Origin of the sequence: Kribbella sp. HUAS MG21, from assembly GCF_040254265.1 — a bacterium.
Classification (GTDB): Bacteria; Actinomycetota; Actinomycetes; order Propionibacteriales; family Kribbellaceae; genus Kribbella.
Map to the genome: position 1 here is coordinate 5116179 of NZ_CP158165.1, position 23215 is coordinate 5139393.

Here is a 23215-nt window from a genome sequence, read left to right on the forward strand (position 1 = left end):
CAGCCGTCCCGGTCCGCGATCGGCGCACCGGGACCGGTTGTGGCCGACCCCGTCGCGACTAAGATCGTCCGTACGCCCGAGAGACACACCAACTGCGGAATGCGTCGAGGACGGTTCGGATGAGGCAGCAGTTCAAGAACCTGGACACCTGGCGGGGGAAGCTGACCGCCACCTGGGTCTGCTTGGCTCCGCCGACTGCCATGGTCGCCGTGTTCGTCGTCGGTGGAGTCACCTCGAACACGTTCATCGTCGACGCGCACGCGCTGGGCGCCCCGCGCCAGGACGCGGTCTTCGACGACCTGGCGAACGACCTGCCGAACCAGCCCGGTGTCGACGGCAGCCTGCCGACGCAGGAGAAGTCCACCGTCCAGGTCCCGTTCACCGGCACCACGGACGGCACCGTGAAGCCGATCCAGGGCGTGTTCGGGAACCCGTCGGGCATCCCGGGCACGGTGCTGGCGGCGTACCAGAAGGCGGCCCGCGACCTCGCGTTCTCGATGCCCGGCTGCCACCTCACCTGGCCGTTGCTGGCCGGGATCGGCAAGGTCGAGTCCGGCCACGCCAGCGGCGGCAAGGTCGACGGATCAGGCAACACCCGCGGCAAGATCCTCGGCCCGGTGCTGAACGGCGGCCCCGGCATGGCCGCGATCGCCGACACCGACCAGGGGTCGTACGACGGGAACACGTCGTGGGACCGCGCCGTCGGGCCGATGCAGTTCATCCCCGGCACCTGGAACGCGTTCGGCGCCGACGGGAACGGCGACGGCACCAAGGACCCGCACAACGTGTACGACGCGGCCCGGGCGGCGGGGGACTACCTCTGCTCCGGCGGCGCCAACCTGGCCGACCCGCAGGGCCTCGTGCAGGCGGTGCTGCGCTACAACCACTCGATGGACTACGTGTCGACAGTCCTGCGCTGGATGCAGACGTACAGCAACCAGACCGTCAGCGTCCCGGACGAGCCGGGCCAGATCGACACCCCGGGCGACGAGGGCAACGCGGACGACGACCGGGACTCGACGCGCACCACGACGGACACCCCGACCACGCCGCCGACGACCCCGCCGACCACACCGGCGACCACGGTCCCGACGAGCAGTACGACGACCCGCCCGACGTCGGCGCCAACGTCCCGCCCGACCTCGACGCCGACCAGCTCCACCAGGCCGACGACGACGCCGACGAACGGGCCGGGCACGACGAAGCCTCCGACGACCTCGGCGACGCCGACCAAGCCGCCGTACACGCCGCCGCGGACCACCACGCCGACGACGTCGACCACACCGACGACGACGCCGACCACGACCACCACGACGCCGACGACGACACCGACCGACCCGACCTGCACGCCGACCTCCTCCGCGACGCCGACGCCGACCTCGCCGGACGCCACGTCGCCGTCGCCGGACGGTACGTCGGACTCCCCGACGACCACGCCGTCGTCACCGGACACGACCTCGCCGACATGCGCGCCGCAGTCGCAGGCCCCCGAGTCGTCGGCCTCCCCGGACGCGGCGCCGGGCAACTGACCCCGACCCGCGGCCTGGCGGTAGCCTGAGGTAGCCGCGATCGTTACCCCGGTGCCGGTTTTCCGAGTGCTTTCTGGGTCCCGTAACTTTGCGTCGTCTTGATGTAACTTTCTGGCGCTTGGTTCGTTGAAGGGGCTATGCGCCTAACCCGTAGTGGTAACCGTCGGGTCAAAATCATCATCGCTTCACTGTGTACTGCCCCGCTCCTGGTCGGGGCCATCGTGACCGTCGCCTCGGGGGGAGCCGGTGCCGCCGGCCAGCTCGCGGCGGACAGCCCGGTCGCCCCGTCACCCGGGGCCGGGCTGAACAGCGGTGAGTTCGACGAACTGACGATGATCGTGCCGCAGCGCCCCGGAGTGGACGGCCGGCTCGGATCTGACAAACCCGCTCGTGCCGACGTCCCGGTCTCCGGGGCCACCGACGGCCGCTCCGTCGTCCGCGCCGGACGCCCGGGAGCCGTGAACGGCATTCCGCGCGGGGTGTTCCCCGCCTACCGCCGCGCCACCGCGAACCTCGCGGTCGTGCGGCCGAACTGTGGGCTGACCTGGCCGCTGCTGGCCGGCGTCGGCAAGGTCGAGTCCGACCACGCGAGCGGCGGCCGGGTCGACGTGGCCGGCACCACCCGCGGCCGGATCCTCGGCCCGGTGCTCAACGGCCGCCGCGGCAACGGCCGGATCACCGACACCGACAAGGGCAAGTACGACGCCGACCAGACCTGGGACCGCGCCGTCGGGCCGATGCAGATCGTGCCGGGCGTGTGGGACGAGTTCGGGGCCGACGGCAACGGCGACGGCTACCGCAACCCGAACAACGTGTACGACGCGGTGACCACGGTCGCCGTGGTGCTGTGCGCCCAGGGCGACGACCTGCGCAACCCGCGGGACCTGGTCGCGGCCCTGCTCAGGTACCAGCACTCCAAGGACTTCGTCGCCACCGTGCTGAAGTGGATGCGCGTCTACAGCAAGAGCGCGGTCCTGATCCCGAACGCGAAGGGCAACATCGCGACCGCGAAGCCGACCGGCAACGCCGAGCGCCGCGACGACCCGCGCCAGGTGCCCGACGTACCGGACGACACCACGACGCCGACGCCCACGCCGACCGTGGTGCCGACCACGACGGTGCCCCCGGTGCCGCCGGAGTCGCCGGAGGACAAGCCGACCGTGCCGCGCCCGGCGGACACGGCGACCGAGACGCCGACCGACCGGCCGACCACGTCACCGACCAAGTCGCCCACGAAGTCGCCGACCAAGTCCCCGACGAAGACCCCGACGCGGACACCGAGCCCGACTCCGACGCCGACCCCCACGCCGACTCCGACCCCGACGCCCACGCCGACCCCGTCGGCCACGCCGAGCGGGACGCCGTGCGACGGCAGCCAGACCACCACCCCGACCTGCACGCCGGGCGGCGGCTCGCACGGATAGCAGGTCCCGGATACGGTCGATCCCATGACGGTATTGATGCCACGCCTCCGGCGCGGCGGGTCATGGGGCTGTGACTCCCGGCCTTCCCTCGTCGCTCCGGTCGCTGCGCTCCCTGCGCTCCTCAGTCCAGGCCGGGAGGCCCCATGACCGAATCCGGCGTACTCAGGCTCGTCGGCACGGTGTTGCCGTCCGGCGAGCGGCAGGAGCTCCACCTCAGCGGTGGGCTGGTCGTCGACCGGCCCGCCGCTGCGGAGGTGACCACCGTGCACACCGGCGGCTGGATCGTGCCGGGCCTGGTCGACGCCCACTGTCACATCGGCCTCGACCAGCACGGCGCCGTCGACAAGGAGACCCAGGAGCAGCAGGCGATCGCCGACCGCGAGGCCGGGGCGCTGCTGGTCCGCGACGCCGGGTCGGCCGCCGACACCCGCTGGATCGACGAGCGCGAGGACCTGCCGAAGATCATCCGCGCCGGCCGTCACATCGCGCGCTCGAAGCGCTACATCCGCAACTACGGCTGGGAGATCGAGCCCGACGAGCTGGTCGCATACGTCGAGCAGGAGGCCCGCCGGGGTGACGGCTGGGTCAAGCTGGTCGGCGACTGGATCGACCGCGACGCCGGCGACCTGACCCCGTGCTGGCCGGCCGAGGCGCTGAACGCCGCGATCGCCCGCGCCCACGAGCTCGGCGCCCGGGTCACCGCGCACGTCTTCGGCGAGCACGCGCTCCCGGACCTGCTGGCCGCGGGCATCGACTGTCTCGAACACGGCACCGGCATCGAGCCGGACCTGCTCGGCTGGATGGCCGAGCACCAGGTGGCCGTCGTACCCACGCTGATCCAGCTCGAGAACTTCCCGCAGTACGCCGACCAGGCCGCGAGCAAGTTCCCGGTGTACTCCGCGCACATGCGCGACCTGTACGACCGCCGCCTGCACCGCCTGCGCGACGCCTTCGAGGCCGGGGTACCGGTGTACGCCGGGACGGACGCGGGCGGCGTCCTCGGGCACGGGCTGGTCGCCCGGGAGGTCCAGGCGCTCACCGAGATCGGCCTGTCGGGCGAGCAGGCGCTGGCCGCGGGGTCGTGGGGTGCGCGCGCGTGGCTCGGCGCACCGAGTGAGCTCCGGCCGGGCGATCCGGCGGACCTGGTCGTGTACGACGAGGATCCGCGGGCGCATCCCGCCGTCCTGACGCACCCGCGGCTGATCGCGCTGCGTGGCCGCGTGGTGTTCCACCGGTGACGGGAAAGAATTCACTCAAACACTGGAATCACCGTAAGATCTTCCCTTAGCGTGGGCACACGGGACCGCCGACGCCCCTCGGCGGACCGAACCAGGAAGGAACCCGCCCCATGGGACAGTCATGTTCTTCTTTGGCCGCCCTTTTACCCAAGGTGTCCGCGCTTCTAGCAGTCGGCGCGCTCGCGCTGACCGCCCTCCCGAGCAGTGCGGCCGAGCCGCCGTCGCTGTCGAAGGCCTTCGCCACGGCCGCCGCGAAGTACGACGTACCGCGTGAGGTTCTGGTCGGCGTCGCGTACGCCGAGACGCACCTCGACGGCCACAACGGCGAACCGAGCCAGGCGAACGGCTACGGCGTCATGCACCTCGCCAGCAACAACGTGAACCAGACGCTGTCCGAGGCGAGCAAGCTCACCGGCCTGCCGATCGCGAAGCTCTCCAAGGACAACACGTCCAACATCCTCGGCGCCGCCGCCGTCCTCGACGCGTACGCCGACCAGGCGCGGCTGACCGACCGGTCCGACGTCGACAAGTGGTACGGCGTGATCGCGAAGTACTCGCACTCCGCCGACGCGCCGACGGCCCGGCTCTACACCGACGAGGTGTACCGCATCATCAGCCGTGGCGTGAACGCCGCCGGCGTGACGACGCAGCCGCAGCAGGTCGCGCCGGAGCGCGGCGCCTACACGAAGACCGCGCCGCTCGGTACCGCCGCCGTCGACTACCCGGGCGCGATCTGGAACCCGGCGAGCACCAGCAACTACCGCGTCGGCCGGACCGCGGCGATCAGCACGATCGTGGTGCACGTGACCCAGGGCTCGTACGCCGGGACGATCAGCTGGTTCAAGAACCCGTCCGCGAAGGTCAGCGCGCACTACGTGATCCGCTCCAGCGACGGCGAGGTGACCCAGATGGTCGCCGAGAAGGACACCGCCTGGCACGTCCGCACCGAGAACCCGTACACGATCGGCATCGAGCACGAGGGCTGGGTCGACCAGCCGTCCTGGTTCACCGACGCGATGTACCGCTCGTCGGCCGCGCTGACCCGCAACATCGCCGACCGGCGGGGCATCCCGAAGGACCGGGCGCACATCAAGGGCCACAGCGAGATGCCGAACAACGACCACACCGACCCGGGCCCGAACTGGAACTGGGACTACTACATGCAGCTGGTGAACGGCGGCGACCCGAACCCGCCGCAGTACAACTTCACCACCTGGGGCAGCGGTGTGAACGTCCGCTCCGCGCCGAAGCTGTCCGCGTCGGTCGTGACCACGCTGCCCGGCCCGACCCGGGTCTTCGTCGAGTGCCAGATCCAGGGCGACACCGTGACGGCCGGCGGCTACACCAACAACTGGTGGTCGAAGCTGCGCGACCAGAAGGGCTACATGACCAACATCTACATCGACGACCCCAACCCGAAGCTGCCAGGCGTCCCCGAATGCTGAGAAGGTAGAGCCTGCTGTACCGATCTCGGCGCCCGCGGTGCCGCAGGATGGGTGCATGCTCTCGAAGATCGTGTCCCGGGGCGGCCCGGCCGCCGGCTATCTGGCCGTTCGTTTCCTCAAGTCGATCGGGCTGCTGGTCGCGACGCCGCTCAGCCTGGTGTTCGGCTGGTTCGTCCCGGGTATCACGGCAGGTCTGGTGCGGTTGGCCAACAGCGAGCGGCGGCGTGCGGCGCAGTACCTCGGTCGGCCGCAGCCTGAGGTGCTGCCGCCCGCGCTGCCACGCCGGCCGGGTGATGTGGTGACGCTGTTCCGGGACAAGTCGTTCAAGCGCAGCCTGCGGTGTCTGCTGATGCCGGTGGCGATGATTCCCGAGCTGGTCGTCGCGATGATCGCCGTGCTCGGTGCGCCGGCGGCGATCGCGACCATGGCGTTGTGGCAGCTCGACCCGGGCAACTTCACCCTGATGGGTGTCGGCGTGGACAGCTGGCTGGAGGCGCTCACCAACGGCCCTGCCCAGATCCTGGTGAGTCTGGCCTTCCTGGGCTGGGTTGCGCCCGCTCTGGCGCGCCGCCACGCCACGGCCGCGCTTGAGCTGCTTGCGCCCAGCCAGGAGCAGCTGGACACCGCCCGGCTGGAGCGGCGCGTCGAAGAGCTCACCAAGAGCAGAGCGGGCGCTGTCGACTCACACGGCGCAGAGCTGCGCCGGATCGAGAGGGACCTGCACGACGGGACGCAGGCGCAGCTGGTGTCGCTGGCAATGCGGATCGGCATCGCGAAGCGGACCATGGCAGAGGACCCGGAGCGGGCGGCGCAACTGCTGGACGACGCTCGTGACGGCGCAGAGCAGGCCATGACCGAGCTACGCGGCGTACTGCGCACCATGTACCCGCCGATCCTTGCTGACCGCGGCCTGGCCGGAGCCGTGTCCGCACTGGCTGCTCGCTGCCCTCTACCGGTCGAGCTCCGCATCGGTGAGCTGGGCAACGTACCGGCGGCAGTGGAAGCCGCTGCGTACTTCGTCGTCGCTGAGTCCCTCACCAACGTCACCAAGCACAGCGCCGCTGGCCACGTCGACGTACAGCTCGAACGGCGGGACGAGGACCTGTACCTGGCTGTCACCGACGACGGGATCGGTGGTGCACGCATCAGTGAGCAGTCGGACCTGCTGGGGCGGGGGAGCGGCCTGCATGGCATGCTCCATCGCGTGCAGGCCATCGACGGCCACATGGAGCTGCAGAGCCCCATCGGCGGACCGACCAGGATCGAGGTGCTCCTCCCGTGCGGGTGATCATCCTCGAGGACAACCCGATCCTCGCCGAGGGCCTGAGCCTGCTGCTCGACAACTCCGGCTTCGAGGTCGCGGCGATCGCCACCGACGCGGACGAGTTCGCCAAGGCGATGGCCGAGCACCAGGTGGACATCGCGGTGGTCGACGTACGGCTGCCACCCACCTTCACCGACGAGGGCCTGCGTGCCGCGATCGAGGCCCGTCGGCTGCGGCCGGGGCTTCCGGTGCTGGTGTTCTCGCAGTACGTCGAGGAGGTCTACGCGGCCGAGCTGCTGGCGGCCGGCAGCGAGGGCGTCGGCTACCTGCTCAAGGACCGGGTGTCCCGGGTGGACGAGTTCCTGGAGGCCGTACGGCGGGTTGCGGCCGGAGGCACCGTGCTGGACCCGGAGGTGGTCAGCCAGCTCATGGTGAAGCGGAGCAGTCCGCTCGACCGGCTCACACCGCGCGAACGCGAGGTGCTCGCGCTGATGGCCGAAGGCCTCGGCAACACCGCGATCGGCGAGAAGCTGTTCATCTCCGACGGCGCCGTCCACAAGCACGTCGGCAACGTGTTCCTCAAGCTCGACCTGCCGCCGACCGACTCCGGCCACCGCCGGGTGCTCGCGGTTCTCGCCTACCTCGGACTGTGAACCCTTGACGCGCCTGACAACGTAGGCCACTCTCAGTGCTGAGAGCGCTCTCATCCACCGAACCGCCCCTAGGTGAGGAGAGTTTCAGATGAAGGTCCTATTGACCGCCGTGCTCACGGCGGCCGCCCTGACCGTCCCTGCGCAGGCCGTCGCCGCGCCCGAGCCGCTTGCGGTAGCCGGCCAAGCGGCCGCGATGCAACGCGACTTCCGGCTGACAGAGCCGCAGATGCAGGAACGCCTCGCGGCAGAGACTGCCGCAGCCAAGTTGTTGCCCGCGGCCCAGAAGGCGGCCGGTGCCGCCTTCGGCGGTGCCTGGTACGACGCCGCCACGCGGAAGCTGGTTGTCGGTGTCGTCGGCCAGCAGCGTGCGGCCGCCGTACGAGCGACTGGCGCCCAGGTGGCCGCAGTACCGGTGCCGGCCAAGGAGCTCGACCGGCGCAAGGCAGCGGTCGACAAGCTGGCCGGCAAGGCAGTACCCGCGGCAGTGAGCGGCTGGGCCGCTGACCCGCGGACCGGCAGCGTGGTGATCAACGTCCAGGCAGGTAAGCGTTCCGCGGCCGTGGACGCATTCGTCGCCCGCGTCGCCAAGGCGGGTGCAGTGACGGTCAAGGAGGTCGCGGCCCAGGCGCCACGCACCTACGCCGCCGGAACCGTCGGCGGTGACCCGTACTACGTCAGCAACATCCGCTGCTCGATTGGCTTCTCGGTGCACGGCGGTTACGTCACCGCCGGCCACTGCGGGCGCGGCGGCATCGTGCGCGGCTGGGACGGTTCTAACCAAGGTGAGTTCCGCGGCTGGTCCTTCCCGGGCAACGACTATGCCTGGGTGGCTACCGGCTACGGCTGGTGGACCGTGCCCGTCGTACTCGGCTGGGGCCAGGTGAGCGACCGCCTCGTCCGTGGCTCGTGGGAGGCGCCGATCGGCTCCTCGGTGTGCCGCAGCGGTTCGACGACGCACTGGCACTGCGGCACGATCCTGGCCAAGAACGAGACCGTCAACTACGGCAACGGGCAGCTGTTCTACGGCGCGACCAAGACCAGCGTCTGCGCCGAGGGCGGCGACTCCGGCGGCTCGTTCATCACCGGTGACCAGGCGCAGGGCGTCACGTCCGGCGGCTGGGGCAACTGCAGCAGCGGCGGCGAGACCTGGTTCCAGCCGGTCAACGAGATCCTGCAGGCGTACGGGCTGACCCTGCACACGGCCTGACGCGGTGTGGGATCCCCTTGCGGCGCAAGGGGATCCCACACGTTCAGCACAGTGGTACGCCGGGCAGCTGGGCGTTCGGGTCGTCGATGTAGATGTTGCTGATGAACCCGTTCTGGTCCCGCAGCTTGGACCACCAGTTGTTGGTGTACCCCTCGGCGTTGACGGTGTCGCCCTGCTTCTGGCAGAGCACCCACACGGACGTCGGGCCCGGCAGCGTGGTCACGACCGGTGCACTGAGGCGTGCGTCGGCCCGTACGTTCACGCCGGAGCCCCAGGTCATGTAGTTCTTGCCGGGGCCGGAGCAGCCGTTGTCGCTGGTCAGGAAGTACTGGTTGTACGAGCCCGGGTAGGCGAGGGCGGACCCGTTGATGACGATGTTCTGACCGACACCGTTGAGCAGTTGCTCGTAGTGGATGTGCGGGCCGGAGGAGTTGCCGGTGCTGCCGGTCGTCCCGATCTGCTGGCCCTGCGCGACCTGCTGGCCGCTGGCGACGGAGAACGCGGCCAGGTGGAAGTAGTAGGTCTTCCAGCCTCCGCCGTGCTCGATGGCGATGTAGTTACCGGCGCCACTCGGCTGCGAGTAGCGGTACGCCGTACCGCCGGCGGAGGCGAGCACCGGCGTACCGTTCGTCGTCCCGCCGTCGGCGCGGACGAAGTCGAGTGCGCGGCGGACCTCAGCGGAGTGGTGGCTGTAGGTCCAGCGTTGGCCACACGGGAACGGGGCCTTGAAGTTCGGCGCGGCCTGCGCCTGCGTCGGCACCGCCACCAGGGCGGCGGCGCCGAGCAGGAGCGAGGCGAGTACTGCGAGAATCCTTCTGGGCGGCATGCTGCTCAGTGTCAGTCGTCAAGCAGCAACCTTCAACGGTTTGCGTCTGTAGTTAATTGTCAGGCGGACTCGTCGGGCACGGGCTCGAGGGTCGGCTTCTCGTCGTCCTTCTTCGCGGCCAGCGAGTCGATCAGCTGCTTGGCCAGCGCGAAGCCGGAGCCGCCCATGGTGATGGTCTTCACCAGGGTGTCCTCGATGCCCTGCGCGCCGTTCAGCACGACCATGTTGCCGACCTTCTCGAACGAGCCGGCGGCGGCGCTGACGATCTCCGGGTACGCCTCGGCCAGCTGCTGCGCGACGACGGCCTCGGTGTTGGTGGCCAGCGCCTCGGCGCGCGCCTTGATACCGGCGGCCTCCGCCATCGCCTTCGCCTGCACCGCGGACGCCTCCGCCTTACCGGTCAGCTCGGTGGCCTTCGCCTCCGCCTCACCGCGCAGCTGGACCTCCCGGGCGTTCGCCTCGGCGGCCGCGATCTGCGCGTCCCGCGCGGCCTGGGCCAGCGTGCGCTGCTTGTACGCCTCGGCGTCGGCCGGCTTCAGGACCGTCGACTCCAGCTGCTTCTCGGCCAGCGACGCGTTCAGCTTCGCGGTCTCGGTCTCGGCGACGACGACCTCCTGGCGGGCCAGCGCCTCGGCCAGCGGACCGGCCTGCGACGCCTTCGACTTCGCCTGGTCGACCTCGGCCTGGTAACCGGCCTGCGCGATCGAGCTCTGCCGGACGGCCGCGGCCTTCTGGGCGGCGGCGGCCTGCTCGCGCTCGGTCGCCTCGCGGTCCCGCTCGGCCTGCGCGATCCGGGCCGCGGCCTCGACCGCGGCGGCCTGCGGGCGGCCCAGGTTCTTGATGTAGCCGGACTCGTCGTCGATCTCCTGGATCTGCAGCGAGTCGACCACCAGGCCGAGCTTCTCCATGTCGCCGGCCAGCGAGCCGCGGATGTTCGTGGTCAGCGTCTCCCGGTCGTGCAGCATCTCCTCGACCGTGGTGGAGCCGACGATCGCCCGCAGGTGACCCGCGAACAGCTCGTGGATCGTGCCCATCACCTGCTCGTCGCTCTGCTCCAGGAACCGCCGGGCGGCGTTCGCGATCGAGCCGTAGTCGTCACCGACCTTGTACGCCGTGACGCCCTTGATGTGCAGCGGGATGCCCTGGCTGGACACGCACGTGACGGTCAGCGGCGTGGCCCGGATGTCCAGCGGCAGCCGCCGTACGGTCTGGAAGCCCGGGAGCACCGCGGTACCGCGGCCGACGACGATCTTGAAGCCCAGGGTCTCGTTGACCTGGTCCGTGCTCGAGTGGGCGCCGAGGCCGGAGATGATCAGCGCCTCGTTCGGCTCCGCCACCCGCCAGACCATCCGGAACAGGATCAGAAGGACGACCACCGCCACCGCGGCGATGATCAGGTACGTCCAGAGCATTTCCCCTCCAGGGAACTCAAAATTCAGAAAGCGCGCGCGACGTACACGGTGCGGGGCGGGTCGAACTCGACGACCACCACCTGCGTCCCCACCTCGAGCACCTCGTCGGTCGCCGGGTAAGCGTAGAAGGCCTCGGTGGCACCCCGGACCGGCAGCATCACCTCGCCGACGATCCCCGGTGCGATCCGGCCGATCACCCGCCCCCGCTTGCCAACCATGTTGCCCCTCCGACGCACTTCCGCCTGCTGCAGTTCCCCCGAAGCTTAGGGCACGCCTGCGACAACCACGGCCACACGTTCGGTCGCACCTTGTGGCCGGCGGCTGTCGGGCGCATGGTGGTGCTGTCGGGACGCACGGCCTGGGGGATTGGGGAGGGGCCATGGCCGAAGACGTGCGGGTCGAGGTGGTCGAGGCGGGGGCGGACGAGGGGCAGCTCGAAGTACTGGCGTTGCTGCTGCGCCAGGAGCTGCTGATGCTCGACGTGGACACGGTCGAGCCGTACCGGGAAGGTGAGGCGCCGGAAGGCTCCAAGGGCGGCCTGGCCGCGGTCGCGGGTCTGCTGAGTGTTTCGCTTGCGCCGGGACTGCAGGCTCTCGGTTCGGTGATCGTGGTGATCCGGGAGTGGCTGCGCCGCTCGTCGTCCGGGCGGACCGTGAAGATCACCATCGACGGCGATGTGCTCGAACTCAGCGGCGCCACCGGCGAGGTGCAGCAGCAACTCGTCGACGCGTTCGTACGGCGGCACTCCGGAGCGGACGTGTGAGATGGACGGCACCCGTGTCGCGCTCGTCGTCGCGAACGACCGGTACGACGATCCTGGCCTGAGGCAACTCGTCGCGCCGGCGCACGACGCGGCCGCGCTGGCCGACGTACTGGCCGACCCTGCCGTCGGCGGCTTCGAGGTGCAGGTACTGCGGAACGCCTCGGTACAGGAGATCCGCTTCGCGGTCGAGGACTTCTTCGCGGACCGCAGGCCGGAGGACCTGTTGTTGCTGCATTTCTCCTGTCACGGCTTGAAGAACGCGGCGGGCGAACTGTTTTTGGCGGTCGCCGACACCAGGCCCACGCGGCTCGCGTCGACGGCTGTCGCGGCCGACTTCGTGAACCGGCAGATGGCGGACAGCCGGGCGCAGCGGATCGCCTTGTTCCTGGACTGCTGCTACGGCGGTGCGTTCCCGCGCGGGATGGTGGTGCGGGCGGCCGGTGAGGCGCAGGTTCGGGACGCGTTCGCGGGGCAGGCTGAGGTCGGCGGCGGGCGTGGCCGGGTGGTGATCACGGCGTCGAGTGCGATGGAGTACGCCTTCGAGGGCGGCCGGCTGGCGACCGAGGCGGCGCCGACTCCCTCGGTCTTCACTGGTGCCGTGGTGGACGGGCTGACGTCCGGGGAAGCGGATCGGGACGGCGACGGGTGGGTCGGGTTGACGGAGCTGGTCGGCTACGTGACCGACCGCGTGCACCGGGTGACGCCGAACCAGAACCCGCAGATGTGGACCTTCGGCTCGCAGGGCGAGCTGCTGATCGCGCGGAGCCGGGTACGGCGCATCACGCCGACGCCGCTGGCTCCGGAACTGACCCAGGCGATGGAGAGCCCGTTGCCGGCAGCAAGGTTCGGGGTAGTCGACTACCTGCGCGAGCGCCTGTTCGGCGACGACCTCGGCCAGGCGTACGCCGCCTGGCAGGCACTGCACCGGATGCGCGACGACGACAGCCGCCGGGTCTCCGAAGCGGCGACGGACGCGATCGCGGCGTCCGGACTCGTCGTGACGCCGGCCGAGGTGGAACTCGTTGACGGCGCGGCCGAGCTCCTGCTGGAGGGACCTCCGCTCGCGTTGACCGCGGCGGCTTCGGCGAGCGCGTCCTGGCTCAAGGTCGAACAGGACGGTGCGATCATCAGGCTCCGCGCCGGCGAACGCGGCGAAGAGGAAGCGTCGCTGATCATCAGCGGCCCGATGGGCGAGCGCACCGTCCCGGTCCGCGCGACCCTGCCGGCAGCGGACACCTTGGCGCCGCCGCGCGAACCCCCGCACGCAGCGCGGCCACCTGAGCCGCAACACACCGAACCGGCGCCGCAACAGGCCGCACCGGCGCGGCAGGCCGAATCGCCGGGCAAGCGGCCTGAGCCACCGAGCACGGAGCTGACGGGCAGCGGGACCGTCGAGCTGCCAACCGCCCACCCGGCGGAGGCAGCGTCCCGCATCCCTTGGTGGGCCGTTGTCGTGCTGATCGTCGGGGCGGTGACGCTCATCTACCTGAACTGGCCGGGTGAAGCCGAGTCGCGCAAGCTGTGGTCCGACACGGACAGCACCGGCTGGTACGTGTACCGCAGCTCGGGCGACCCGACCGTCCTCGCGTGCTTCGGAGCAGTGCTCGCGAGCCTGGTCGCCCGGTGGTCGGGTCCTGTCGGCCTCGGTATCCTCGCCGGCTGCCTCGCCTCGGTGCTGGAGGACGCCCTGCTGATCCTGGTCGGTGGAATCGCGTCCGACGAGAGCACCAAGCTGTTCGGCGTCTGGACGGACGAGACCACCGCCTGGCTCCTGACCGGTGCCGTCGCAACAGTGATGGCCGCCGTACTGCTTCCGGTTCTGCTGCCCGTCTTGCGGCTTGGCCGGTTCTCTCTCTGGCCGGTGCCGCGACTACCGCTGACCATGGCGATCGTGGGCGGCGTCCTCCTCCTGGCGAGCGCTCTGATCCAGAACTCCAGTGGCGTGTCCTTCTTCACGGTCACGAGGATGGCCGCGCTCGAGCCGTTCGTCACTGTCGCACTGGCCTGTTGTGCACTGGCTGCTGCACAGGGCCTGGCAAGGACCTGGCTCGTGGCTGCCACGGCGACGTACGCAGTGATCAGCATCGTCGCGGCGATCCCTGCCGCGAGCGAAGGTGAGACGCTGGCCGTGTTCGTGGCCGCGCTACTAGGCAACGGGCTGGTGATCGCCGGTGTCGTCACCCACGTACTGCGCCCTCAGTCGCACCCTTGATGAACTGCCGCGCAAACACCGCGAACACGATCACCAACGGAATCATCGCCAGCAACGCCCCAGTCATCACCATGCTGTAGTCCACCCCATGAGCACGGTTCAGCGACGACAGCGCGACCTGCAGCGTCACATGATCTGGATCGGTCAGCACGATCAATGGCCACATGTAGTCGTTCCACGACCCGACGAACGTGAAGATGCCGAGGAACGCCAACGCCGGTCGCGCCGACGGCAGAGCGACATGCCAGTACGTGCCAAAGAAGCCGCACCCGTCCAGCGTCGCCGCCTCGACCAGCTCGTCATGGATCGAGTTCTGGAAGTACTGCCGCATCCAGAAGATCCCAAAAGCATTCGCCGCCCCCGGAATGATCAGCGCCTTCAACGACCCGACCCACCCGAGAAGCGCCATCGTCTGGAACTGCGGTACGGCGGCCAACTGCGCCGGCAACAACATCGTCGCGAGCAGGATCACGAACAACGCGTTCCGCCCCGGGAACCGGAACTTCGCGAACGTGAACGCGGCCAGCGAGTCGAAGAACAGCACCAGCACGGTGGTCGACACCGCCACGATCGCGGTGTTCGCCATCGACTGGAAGAACGCGACGTTCTCCAGCACGTGCCGGACGTTGTCCCCGAAGTGCCCGCCGAACGTGAACTTCGGCGGGAACCGGTAGATGTCCGCGGTCGTGTTCGACGCCATCACGATCGTCCACACGAACGGGAACAGGAACACCAGCGTCGCCAGCACGAGCGCCGCGTGCAGCGCGATCCCGCGCAGCTTCGAACGCGTCATCGGTCCTCACCCCGTCCGCGGAAGATCCGCCAGTTGATGGCCGTGAACAGCAGCACGAGCGCGAAGATGCTCAGCGCGATCGCGGCGGCGTACCCGTAGTCGTTGTCCAGGAACGCGGCTCGGTAGAAGAACAGCACCACCGTCATCCCGCTCTGTCCGGTGCCGCCGCTGTTGCCGACCATCACCTGCGGCTCGGTGAACGTCTGCAGCCCGCCGATCGTCGACATGACGACCGTGAACAGTACGACGGGACGCAGCTGCGGCAACGTGATCGAGAAGAACGTCCGCACCGCTCCGGCCCCGTCCACCTTGGCCGCCTCGTACTGCTCCTTCGGGATCGCCTGCAGGCCCGCCAGGTAGATCAGCGTGTTGTAGCCGACCCACTGCCACACGATCATCGTCGAGATCGCGATCTTGATGCCCCACGGCTGCCCGAGCCAGTCCTGCTGCGGGATGCCGAGCGACCGCAGCGCCGCGTTCACCAGGCCGAAGTTCGTGCTGAAGATCGAGCTGAAGAAGATCGCCATCGCGACCAGCGACGTGACGTTCGGGATGAAGTACGCGATCCGGTAGACGTTGGTGAACCGTACGGCGGACTGCAGCATCACCGCGAGCACGAGCGCCAGCACCAGCGTCGGCACCGTCGACATCAGGAACAGTACGACGGTGTTCTCCAGCGCCTGCCAGAACGTCGGGTCCTTGATCAGGAACGCGAAGTTGTCGAGCCCGGTGAACCGGCGGGCGCTCAGACCGTCCCAGCGCTGGAACGCCAGCACGATCGTGGACAGCATCGGGTACAGCCCGAACACCGCGAACAGCACGTAGAACGGCGACAACGCCAGGTAGAACCGCCAGTACGACCAGATCCGCCGCTTGACCGGCGCCCTCGTCACCCGCGGCGCGGACACGCTCGCCGTAACGGTCACTGCACTCCCTGCCGTTTGGCGATCGCCTTCGCCTTCGAGACCGCGGCCGACCACGCCGCGTCCGAGGTCTTGGCGCCGGTCTGCACGGTCTTCAGCTCGTCGTGGAACGGCGCGGCGACCGAGTCGTCGTACGGGCTCTGGTACGCGACCGGGATCGCCTTCGCGGCCGGCCCGAACACGTCGATCGGCACCTGCCCGCCGAAGAACTTGTCGGCGGCCTTGAGCTGCGCCTTGTCGTACGCCGCCGGCGTCGACGGGAAGATCTGCGCGTCGGCGAACGCCTTGGCCTCGTTGTCGGGACTGAGCATGTACTTGATCACCTCGAAGGCCTTCTGCGGGTCGGCCGCGTTCTTGGTGATCGCGAGGAACGAGCCGCCGAAGTTCGCCGGGCCGCTCGGCGTCGGCGCCAGCCGCCACTTGCCGGCGCTGGTCTTGACCGCGGACTTGATGTCCAGCGCCACCCAGGCCGCACCGATGTGCGCCGGGACGGTGCCCTGGTCGAGGCCGGCGTTCCAGTCCGGCTCGCCGCTCGGCGTCTTGCCGTCGATCTTCAGGGTCATCGCCTTCACCACGGTGTCCCAAGCCTTGCGGATGTGGTCCTGGTCGCCGATGAACTTGTTCTCCTTGGAGATGTAGCGGTCCGTGCCCTGGCCGACCACGATGTCGTAGAGGCCGGTGGCGTCACCCACGATCGGCGCCTTCGGGTTGGCCTTCTTCAGCTCGACACCGGCGGCGAAGAAGTCGTCCCAGGTCTTCAGTTGCTCGGCCACCTTCGCCGGGTCGCTCGGCAGCCCGCCGGCCGCGAAGATGTCCTCGCGGTAGAACAGCGCGGTCGGGCCGATGTCGATCGGCAGACCGACGACCTTGCCGTCGAGGGTGGTCGCCTGCTTGACCTTCCACTCCAGGTACTCGCCGAGGACCGAGTCCGCGCCGACGGTCTTGAGGTCCACGAACCGCTCCGCCTGCGGGAGCAGCGAAGCGATGTCCTCGCCCTTGATGCCGGTGATGTCCGGGATCGACGTCCCACCGTTGAACGTGGTGACCAGCTTCTGCTTGAAGTCGCCGCCGATCTCGGAGTACTTGATCTTCGGGTCCGGGAAGTGCGCGATCGTGTCGTCGAGCACCGACTTGCCCAGGCCGCCCGGCCAGCACCACATGGTCAGTTCGGTGGCGGTGTTCTTCTTGGTCGTCGTACCGGCGTCCATCCCGGACGAACAGCCGACTACTGCGCCACCAGCTACGGCCGCGAAGCCCCCGAGCAGCGTCCGACGTGAGAGCTCCATGGTTCTACCTTCCTGAGTGGGCGCTGATCAGCGCTTCGAGGTAACGGTCTTCGGGGTGTGCGGCCTGCCAGGCCGCGAGGTCGGCCCAGCGGGGCGCGGCGTCCGCACCGCCGAGCCGGGTGACGGACAGCGCGGCGGTCAGTGCGGCGAACCGCACCCGCTGCGCCAGCGGCAGCTCCCAGAGCGTGGCCGCGATGAAGCCGGCGGCGAACACGTCACCCGCCCCGGTGGTGTCCGCCGCCGGGACCGGATACGCAGGTACGGCGACCTGCTCGCCGGTGCCCGCATCGAGAGCAGTAGCGCCTGCCGCGCCGTTGGACACGACCACCAGCGGCACCTGCTCGGCCAGCCGGCGCATGGCCTGTTCCGGCGAGTCCGTGCGCGTGTAGGCCATCGCCTCGTCGGCGTTCGGCAGGAACACGTCGCAGTGCTGGAGCTGGTCGAGCACTGCCGGGTCCCACTGCTCACTGGGGTCCCAGCCGACGTCTGCGAACACCACGCTGCCGGCCGCCTTCGCCTTCGCCAGCCACTCGTTCGGCCAGGGTCCGATGTGGGCGGCGACGGCTCGAGCAGCCGGCGGCGTGGTGATCAGCTCGTCGGCCGACAACAGGGGAGGGGTGCCCCGGGTGACCAGCGCCCGGTCTCCTGCGTAGGCAAGGGCCACCGTGAGCGGGGTCTGCCAGCCGGCGAGTCTCTGGGAGAGCGTCAGATCGATCCCTTCGGCGGTGAGGTACGCCCACACGCGGTCGCCGCCGGCGTCCGCGCCGAACGCCGCCGCCATTCCGGTGCGCAGCCCGAGCCGGGCGAGCGCGACCGCGAAGTTCGCGATCCCGCCGGGGCTCTCGTGGGACTCGGTGGCCCAGACCTCGGTGCCCGGGCGCGGCGCCGTGGGCAGGCCGAGCACCAGGTCCTCGAAGACCAGACCGGACACGACGACGTCCAGCATGCGCAGCACACTCCTGCAGGCTCGATCAAACTCGTGCATGAATCTTGGAACTCTTGCGCAGGATCCGCAATACCTGATCACAAATTTGACTAATAGTGACGGAGTTTGCGTGATACGGTCTGCCTGTGTTGCCGAAGCAGCGTCAGGATCAGATCGTCCGCGCGCTCCGGGCCGACGGGGCCGGGGGCGTCAAAGTGCTGGCCGAGAAGCTCGGCGTCAGCGAGGCCACCATCCGGCGGGACCTCGAGCAGCTGCACGCCGAAGGCCGGCTGACCCGCGTGTACGGCGGGGCACTTGCCGTCGACGGCGGTGACGAGCCGTTCGCCGACGTCAACGCCGTACATGCCGAGGAGAAGGACCGGATCGCGCGCCGCGCCGCCGAGCTGGTGGCCGACGGCGAGTCGGTGCTGCTGGACATCGGTACGACGGCCCTCCGGGTTGCGCAGCACCTGCACGGCCGCTCGTTGACCGTGGTCACCAGCAACCTCGCCGTACTGGAGGAGTTGCAGAACGACGAGCAGATCGAGCTGATCGTGCTGGGCGGGTTCGTGCGGCGCAGCTACCGGTCGCTGGTCGGATACCTGACCGAGGAGAGCCTTCGGCAGATCCACGTCGACTGGCTGTTCCTGGGGACCAGTGGGGTGCGCCCGGACGGCCGGGTGATGGACAGCACGATGATCGAGGTGCCGGTCAAGCGGGCGATGATCAAGGCCGCTGACCGCGTCGTCCTGCTCGCCGACCGCACCAAGTTCCCCGGCCATGGCGTGGCCCGGGTCTGCGAGCCCGGAGAGCTCTCGATGGTCGTCACCGAGGCCGGTGCCGACGAGACGACCCGCACCCAACTGACCGAGGCAGGAGTAGAGGTGGTCCTGGCGTGAAGCTGACGATCCTGGGCGGCGGCGGCTTCCGGGTCCCCCTCGTCTACCAAGCCCTCCTCGACGACCACGCCCCCGGCCGCATCACCTCGGTAGTCCTCCACGACACCGACCCGACCCGCCTGGCCGCCATCACCGCAGTACTTCACCAACAAGCCGCCGGCGTGCCCGCCGCCTTGGACGCGACACCGGCTCTTGTCGGCGACGCCAACTCCGCTGTGGCCGGCCCCGCCAGCTCGGCCGCCTCGCGCGGCCTAGACTCGGCGCCGCTCGACCCGCCGGTGGTGACGGCGACCACGGATCTCGACGAGGCGCTGCGCGGCGCTGACTTCATCTTCTCCGCGATCCGGGTCGGCGGCCTCGCCGGTCGCACAGTCGACGAGCGGGTCGCCCTGGACCTCGGCGTACTCGGCCAGGAGACGGTAGGCGCCGGCGGCATCGCCTACGGCCTCCGCACCCTCCCGGTCGCCGTACAGATCGCCCAGCGCGTCGCCGCGGTCGCCCCGAACGCCTGGACCATCAACTTCACCAACCCGGCCGGCATGGTGACCGAAGCGATGATCCCGTTCCTCGGCGACCGCGTGATCGGCATCTGCGACTCACCCTCAGGCCTCGGCCGCCGTGCCGCTCTGGCACTCGGCGTAGACCCAGCAACCGCCTTCTACGACTACGCAGGCCTCAACCACCTCGGCTGGCTCCGCGGTCTGCGTTCCGAAGGCGTCGACCGCCTGCCAGACCTCCTGCACTCCCCGGACGCCCTGACCTCGTTCGAAGAGGGCCGCCTGTTCGGCGCGGACTGGCTGCGCTCGCTGGGCTCCATCCCCAACGAGTACCTCCACTACTACTACTTCGCCCGCGAGACACTGGCCGCCGTACAGGCCGTGCGGCAGACACGCGGCGCCTTCCTCCTGGACCAGCAGTCCGCGTTCTACGCCGAGACCGCCGACCACCCGGAGCAGGCGCTCGAGCTGTGGCAGAAGACCCGCGCCGAGCGCGAAGCGACGTACATGGTGGAGAGCCGCGAGGTGGCCGACGCGGGGGAGCGCGACGAACGCGACATGGCAGCCGGCGGCTACGAGCAGGTCGCCCTGTCGCTCATGCGCGCGATCGCCCACAACGAGCGGGTGTCCCTCATCCTCAACGTCCGCAACCGCGGCACCCTGCGTCACCTGGACGACGACGCGGTGGTGGAGATCCCGTGCACGGTGGACGCCAACGGCGCGCTGCCGGTGGCCGTGTCCCAGCTCACCGACCACCAGGCCGGACTGGTCTGCGCGGTGAAGGCGGTCGAGCGGTCCACGATCGAGGCGGCCGGCGCCGGCTCCCGCTCAGCAGCCCTGCGCGCCTTCGCGTGGCACCCGCTCGTCGACTCGGTGAGCCTCGCCCGGCAGCTCCTGGACTCCTACACCGATCACCTGCCGGGGCTGGCCCGTTTCCGCGCTTGACACCGATTGGTCGATGTGCGGTCCGATCTGGCACAATGGCCTGCTGAGTCCGTCCAGGCTCCGTGCAGCCCTCTAACTCCACGACCTGGCCGGCCCATCGAGTGTCACTCCGTTGTCCCCACGACGCGTCGTGCTGCTCACCCAGACAGTAATTCCAAGGGAGACCCCACAAACGTGGCAGTCAAGATCCGTTTGAAGCGCATCGGCAAGAAGCGCACCCCGCACTACCGCATCGTCGTGATGGACGCCCGCGCCAAGCGGGACGGCCGGGCGATCGAGGAGATCGGGATCTACAACCCGAAGACCGAGCCCTCGTTCATCCGCGTCGAGTCGGAGCGGGCGCAGTACTGGCTGGGCGTCGGCGCGCAGCCGAGCGAGGCCGTCGAGGCGATCTTCAAGGCCACCGGCGACTGGCAGAAGTTCAAGGGCCTGGAGGCCCCGGCGCCGCTCAAGGTCGCCGAGCCGAAGCGGGACAAGCAGGAGATCTTCAACGAAGCGCTGGCCGAGGCCCACGGCTCGCTGAAGACCGAGGCGGTCACCGCCAAGAAGACCGCGAAGAAGGCCGACAAGAAGGACGACGCCGAGGCCCCCAAGGGCGACGAGGCGAAGACCGAGGCCAAGGCTGACGAGGCGAAGGCCGAGGAGCCGAAGGCCGACGAGGCTCCGGCCGAGTCCACCGAGGCCTGACCATGATGGAGACCGAGGCGCTCGAGCACCTGGTCCGAGGCATCGTGGACAACCCCGACGACGTGAGCGTCCGGGCCCGGAATCTGCGGCGTGGCCGCACCCTCGAGGTGCACGTCCACCCCGACGACATCGGCAAGGTGATCGGCCGCAACGGCCGCACCGCCACCGCGATCCGCACCGTCGTCGGCGCCCTCAGCTCCGAGTCCTCGCTGCGCATCGACTTCGTCGACGAGCTCAACCGGCGCCCGCGCCGCTGACTCAGCAGTCCGTGAAGGGCCGCACCCGGTCTGGGGTGCGGCCCTTCAGTTCGTACGAGAGGCCTTCCGGAGGCCGTACAAAGGAGTTATGCAGGTGCTGGTGACAGTCGGGCGGATCGGCCGGGCGCACGGGATCAAGGGCGAGGTCGGCGTCGACGTGCGGACCGACGAGCCGGACCGCAGGTTCGCGGACGGGGCGGTCGTCGTGACGGACGCCAAGGTGTCGCGGACCCTCACCGTGGAGTCGAGCCGCTGGCACAGTGGACGGCTGCTGGTGAAGTTCGCCGAGGTCCCGGACCGGACCGCCGCCGAGCAGCTCCGCAACCTGTACGTCCAGTCCGAGGTCGCCGACGACGAGCGCCCCGAGGACCCCGACGAGTACTACGACCGCGACCTGATCGGCCTGTCCGTCCGCACCACCGAGGGTGCGGAGGTGGGCGAGGTGACCGACGTCGTGCACCTCCCGGCCCAGGACCTCCTGGAGATCCGCCGTACTGCGGGCAACACGGTGCTGGTCCCGCTGGTCGAGGAGCTGGTGCCGGAAATCGACCTGGGCAAGCAGTACGTCGTGGTGGCCGATAGGCCCGGCCTGCTGGACCCGGAGGGCGCAGAGGTCGTCGAGACCGAGCCGGAGGACTGACATGCGGCTGGACGTCGTCACGATCTTCCCGGAGTACCTGGCCGCGCTCGACGTCTCCCTGGTCGGGAAGGCGGCGAAGAGCGGCCTCCTGGACGTCCACCTGCACGACCTGCGCGACTGGACCCACGACCGCCACCGCACCGTCGACGACACCCCGTACGGCGGGGGCGCGGGCATGGTGATGAAGCCGGAGCCGTGGGGCCAGGCGCTGGACGCGATCGCCCCCGTCGACCGCCCCGCCCAGCCGCGGCTGATCGTTCCGACGCCGGCTGGACGCCCCTTCACACAGTCGCTGGCCTACGAGCTGGCCGCGGAACCGTGGCTGGCGTTCGCCTGCGGCCGGTACGAGGGCATCGACGCGCGCGTCGCGTCGTACGCGGCCGAGCGGATGCGCGTCGACGAGGTGTCGATCGGGGACTACGTGCTGAACGGCGGCGAGGTCGCCGTCCTCGTCATGGTCGAGGCGGTGGCGCGGCTCCTGCCCGGCGTGATCGGCAACCCGGAGTCGCTGGCCGAGGAGTCGCACTCGGGCGACGGCCTGCTCGAGTACCCGGTCTACACGAAGCCCCCGACCTGGCGCGGGCACGACGTACCCGAGGTCCTGCTGTCCGGCAACCACGGCCTGATCTCCGAGTGGCGCCACGAGGAGGCGGTACGCCGCACCGCTGAGCGTCGGCCGGATCTCCTGGCCGCTTGGGGCGACGTACTGGCCGGCAAGGACGAGGCGGACGGCGTACGCATCCTGCCGGCGACCTCGGCCGACGCCGGTGAGATCCACGTACTGCAGCTGGCCGCGTTCGTGTCCGAGGCGCGGCTGTACGACGACTACACGATCCCGCCGCTGACCGAGGAGCCTGCCGCGACCGTGGCGCGGCTGGAGCGTGGGACCGTGTTGAAGGCTGTCGCCGGCAGCCGCATCGTCGGTTCAGTGCAGCTCACGGTCGACGGCGAGGTCGGGTCCGTGGAGCGGCTCATCGTCGCTCCGGACTGGCAGGGCCGTGGTCTCGGCGCCCGCCTGCTGCGCGCGGTCGAGCAGCTGGCTCCGCCCGGCGTCACGTCGTACACCTTGAACACCGGCGCCCGGAGCGAGCGGAACCTCGCGCTCTACCGCAAGGCCGGCTACCGCGAGACCCACCGCAAGGCGCAGACGCCGAAGGTCGACCTGGTCTACCTCGCCAAGCGCCGTCGCCGTAAGTGACGAGCGTCACGGACTGCGCTGTTCACCCTGCGCTGAGGACTCGGGCGGATTTCGTCACGGTGTAGGGCGTGTGGCAAGATTGTCTGCTGCTGCCCTTCGGTGCTCCTGCCACAGGGGGTGACCACCGACCGGCAGCCTTTTGATGACTTCATCACCACCGACATTCGTGGGTGACCTGTGGCACGCGCGAGA

22 protein-coding genes are annotated in these 23215 nt (G+C 69.8%); 15 read left to right on the forward strand and 7 right to left on the reverse strand.

The window, feature by feature from the left end; genetic code table 11:
• Nucleotides 1-119 precede the first annotated feature (119 nt).
• From ABN611_RS25035 to ABN611_RS25065, 7 genes are all read left to right on the forward strand, one after another.
• Entirely contained in the window at nucleotides 120-1529 is a 1410-nt protein-coding gene (locus ABN611_RS25035; protein ID WP_350274665.1) for a lytic transglycosylase domain-containing protein, read from the forward strand.
• Nucleotides 1530-1750: 221 nt separating this feature from the next.
• On the forward strand, nucleotides 1751-2953 hold the full coding sequence (locus ABN611_RS25040) for a lytic transglycosylase domain-containing protein (RefSeq protein ID WP_350274666.1): 1203 nt from the start codon (nucleotides 1751-1753) through the stop codon (nucleotides 2951-2953).
• A 143-nt stretch (nucleotides 2954-3096) separates the two neighbouring features.
• Nucleotides 3097-4191: an amidohydrolase family protein gene (locus tag ABN611_RS25045; RefSeq protein ID WP_350274667.1), complete on the forward strand. Its 1095-nt coding sequence runs from the start codon at nucleotides 3097-3099 to the stop codon at nucleotides 4189-4191.
• A 152-nt stretch (nucleotides 4192-4343) separates the two neighbouring features.
• Complete coding sequence (locus ABN611_RS25050; RefSeq protein ID WP_350274668.1) at nucleotides 4344-5636, forward strand: N-acetylmuramoyl-L-alanine amidase; 1293 nt, start codon at nucleotides 4344-4346, stop codon at nucleotides 5634-5636.
• Between the two features lie 55 nt (nucleotides 5637-5691).
• On the forward strand, nucleotides 5692-6924 hold the full coding sequence (locus tag ABN611_RS25055; RefSeq protein WP_350274669.1) for a histidine kinase: 1233 nt from the start codon (nucleotides 5692-5694) through the stop codon (nucleotides 6922-6924).
• A complete protein-coding gene (locus ABN611_RS25060; RefSeq protein ID WP_350274670.1) occupies nucleotides 6915-7553 on the forward strand; it encodes a response regulator transcription factor in 639 nt (212 codons plus the stop codon). The genes ABN611_RS25055 and ABN611_RS25060 overlap by 10 nt, the downstream gene beginning before the upstream one ends.
• An 88-nt stretch (nucleotides 7554-7641) precedes the next feature.
• Nucleotides 7642-8760 (forward strand): S1 family peptidase, encoded by a 1119-nt coding sequence (locus ABN611_RS25065; RefSeq protein ID WP_350274671.1) that lies wholly within the window; start codon nucleotides 7642-7644, stop codon nucleotides 8758-8760.
• Nucleotides 8761-8803: 43 nt separating this feature from the next.
• Here ABN611_RS25065 and ABN611_RS25070 read toward each other — a convergent pair whose 3' ends face one another.
• The 3 genes from ABN611_RS25070 to ABN611_RS25080 are packed head-to-tail and all read right to left on the reverse strand — an operon-like array spanning nucleotide 8804 to nucleotide 11216.
• Complete coding sequence (locus ABN611_RS25070; RefSeq protein WP_350274672.1) at nucleotides 8804-9586, reverse strand: M23 family metallopeptidase; 783 nt, start codon at nucleotides 9584-9586, stop codon at nucleotides 8804-8806.
• A gap of 59 nt (nucleotides 9587-9645) precedes the next feature.
• On the reverse strand, nucleotides 9646-10998 hold the full coding sequence (locus ABN611_RS25075; RefSeq protein ID WP_350274673.1) for an SPFH domain-containing protein: 1353 nt from the start codon (nucleotides 10996-10998) through the stop codon (nucleotides 9646-9648).
• A 23-nt stretch (nucleotides 10999-11021) separates the two neighbouring features.
• Nucleotides 11022-11216: a hypothetical protein gene (locus ABN611_RS25080; RefSeq protein WP_350274674.1), complete on the reverse strand. Its 195-nt coding sequence runs from the start codon at nucleotides 11214-11216 to the stop codon at nucleotides 11022-11024.
• Nucleotides 11217-11377: 161 nt separating this feature from the next.
• Between ABN611_RS25080 and ABN611_RS25085 the strand changes: the two genes are divergently transcribed.
• Together ABN611_RS25085 and ABN611_RS25090 are read left to right on the forward strand one after the other, a co-directional pair.
• Complete coding sequence (locus tag ABN611_RS25085; protein WP_350274675.1) at nucleotides 11378-11761, forward strand: hypothetical protein; 384 nt, start codon at nucleotides 11378-11380, stop codon at nucleotides 11759-11761.
• A gap of 1 nt (nucleotide 11762) precedes the next feature.
• Nucleotides 11763-13973, forward strand: a complete 2211-nt coding sequence (locus ABN611_RS25090) for a caspase family protein (RefSeq protein WP_350274676.1) — start codon at nucleotides 11763-11765, stop codon at nucleotides 13971-13973.
• Here ABN611_RS25090 and ABN611_RS25095 read toward each other — a convergent pair.
• Genes ABN611_RS25095 through ABN611_RS25110 form a run of 4 tightly spaced genes read right to left on the reverse strand, consistent with a single transcriptional unit; the run spans nucleotide 13939 to nucleotide 17921 of the window.
• On the reverse strand, nucleotides 13939-14766 hold the full coding sequence (locus ABN611_RS25095) for a carbohydrate ABC transporter permease (protein WP_350274677.1): 828 nt from the start codon (nucleotides 14764-14766) through the stop codon (nucleotides 13939-13941). The genes ABN611_RS25090 and ABN611_RS25095 overlap by 35 nt on opposite strands.
• Complete coding sequence (locus ABN611_RS25100) at nucleotides 14763-15692, reverse strand: sugar ABC transporter permease (protein WP_350274678.1); 930 nt, start codon at nucleotides 15690-15692, stop codon at nucleotides 14763-14765. Before ABN611_RS25100 ends, ABN611_RS25095 begins: the two co-directional genes overlap by 4 nt.
• Nucleotides 15689-16975, reverse strand: coding sequence for an extracellular solute-binding protein (locus tag ABN611_RS25105; protein ID WP_350274679.1), 1287 nt, complete (start codon nucleotides 16973-16975; stop codon nucleotides 15689-15691). The genes ABN611_RS25100 and ABN611_RS25105 overlap by 4 nt, the downstream gene beginning before the upstream one ends.
• 4 nt (nucleotides 16976-16979) lie before the next feature.
• The gene (locus ABN611_RS25110; RefSeq protein WP_350274680.1) at nucleotides 16980-17921 is read right to left on the reverse strand and encodes a PfkB family carbohydrate kinase; all 942 of its coding nucleotides are present in this window, start codon (nucleotides 17919-17921) and stop codon (nucleotides 16980-16982) included.
• Nucleotides 17922-18046: 125 nt separating this feature from the next.
• On the opposite strand from ABN611_RS25110, the gene ABN611_RS25115 reads away from it, so the two are divergent.
• From ABN611_RS25115 to trmD, 6 genes are all read left to right on the forward strand, one after another.
• Nucleotides 18047-18799, forward strand: coding sequence for a DeoR/GlpR family DNA-binding transcription regulator (locus tag ABN611_RS25115; RefSeq protein WP_350274681.1), 753 nt, complete (start codon nucleotides 18047-18049; stop codon nucleotides 18797-18799).
• Complete coding sequence (locus ABN611_RS25120; protein ID WP_350274682.1) at nucleotides 18796-20241, forward strand: 6-phospho-beta-glucosidase; 1446 nt, start codon at nucleotides 18796-18798, stop codon at nucleotides 20239-20241. The genes ABN611_RS25115 and ABN611_RS25120 overlap by 4 nt, the downstream gene beginning before the upstream one ends.
• Before the next feature lie 174 nt (nucleotides 20242-20415).
• Complete coding sequence (rpsP, locus tag ABN611_RS25125) at nucleotides 20416-20928, forward strand: 30S ribosomal protein S16 (RefSeq protein WP_350274683.1); 513 nt, start codon at nucleotides 20416-20418, stop codon at nucleotides 20926-20928.
• A 5-nt stretch (nucleotides 20929-20933) separates the two neighbouring features.
• The gene (locus ABN611_RS25130) at nucleotides 20934-21185 is read left to right on the forward strand and encodes an RNA-binding protein (RefSeq protein WP_328526964.1); all 252 of its coding nucleotides are present in this window, start codon (nucleotides 20934-20936) and stop codon (nucleotides 21183-21185) included.
• Nucleotides 21186-21279: 94 nt separating this feature from the next.
• On the forward strand, nucleotides 21280-21825 hold the full coding sequence (gene rimM / locus ABN611_RS25135) for a ribosome maturation factor RimM (protein ID WP_350274684.1): 546 nt from the start codon (nucleotides 21280-21282) through the stop codon (nucleotides 21823-21825).
• 1 nt (nucleotide 21826) lies between these two features.
• On the forward strand, nucleotides 21827-23023 hold the full coding sequence (gene trmD / locus ABN611_RS25140) for a tRNA (guanosine(37)-N1)-methyltransferase TrmD (protein WP_350274685.1): 1197 nt from the start codon (nucleotides 21827-21829) through the stop codon (nucleotides 23021-23023).
• Nucleotides 23024-23215: the final 192 nt, after the last annotated feature.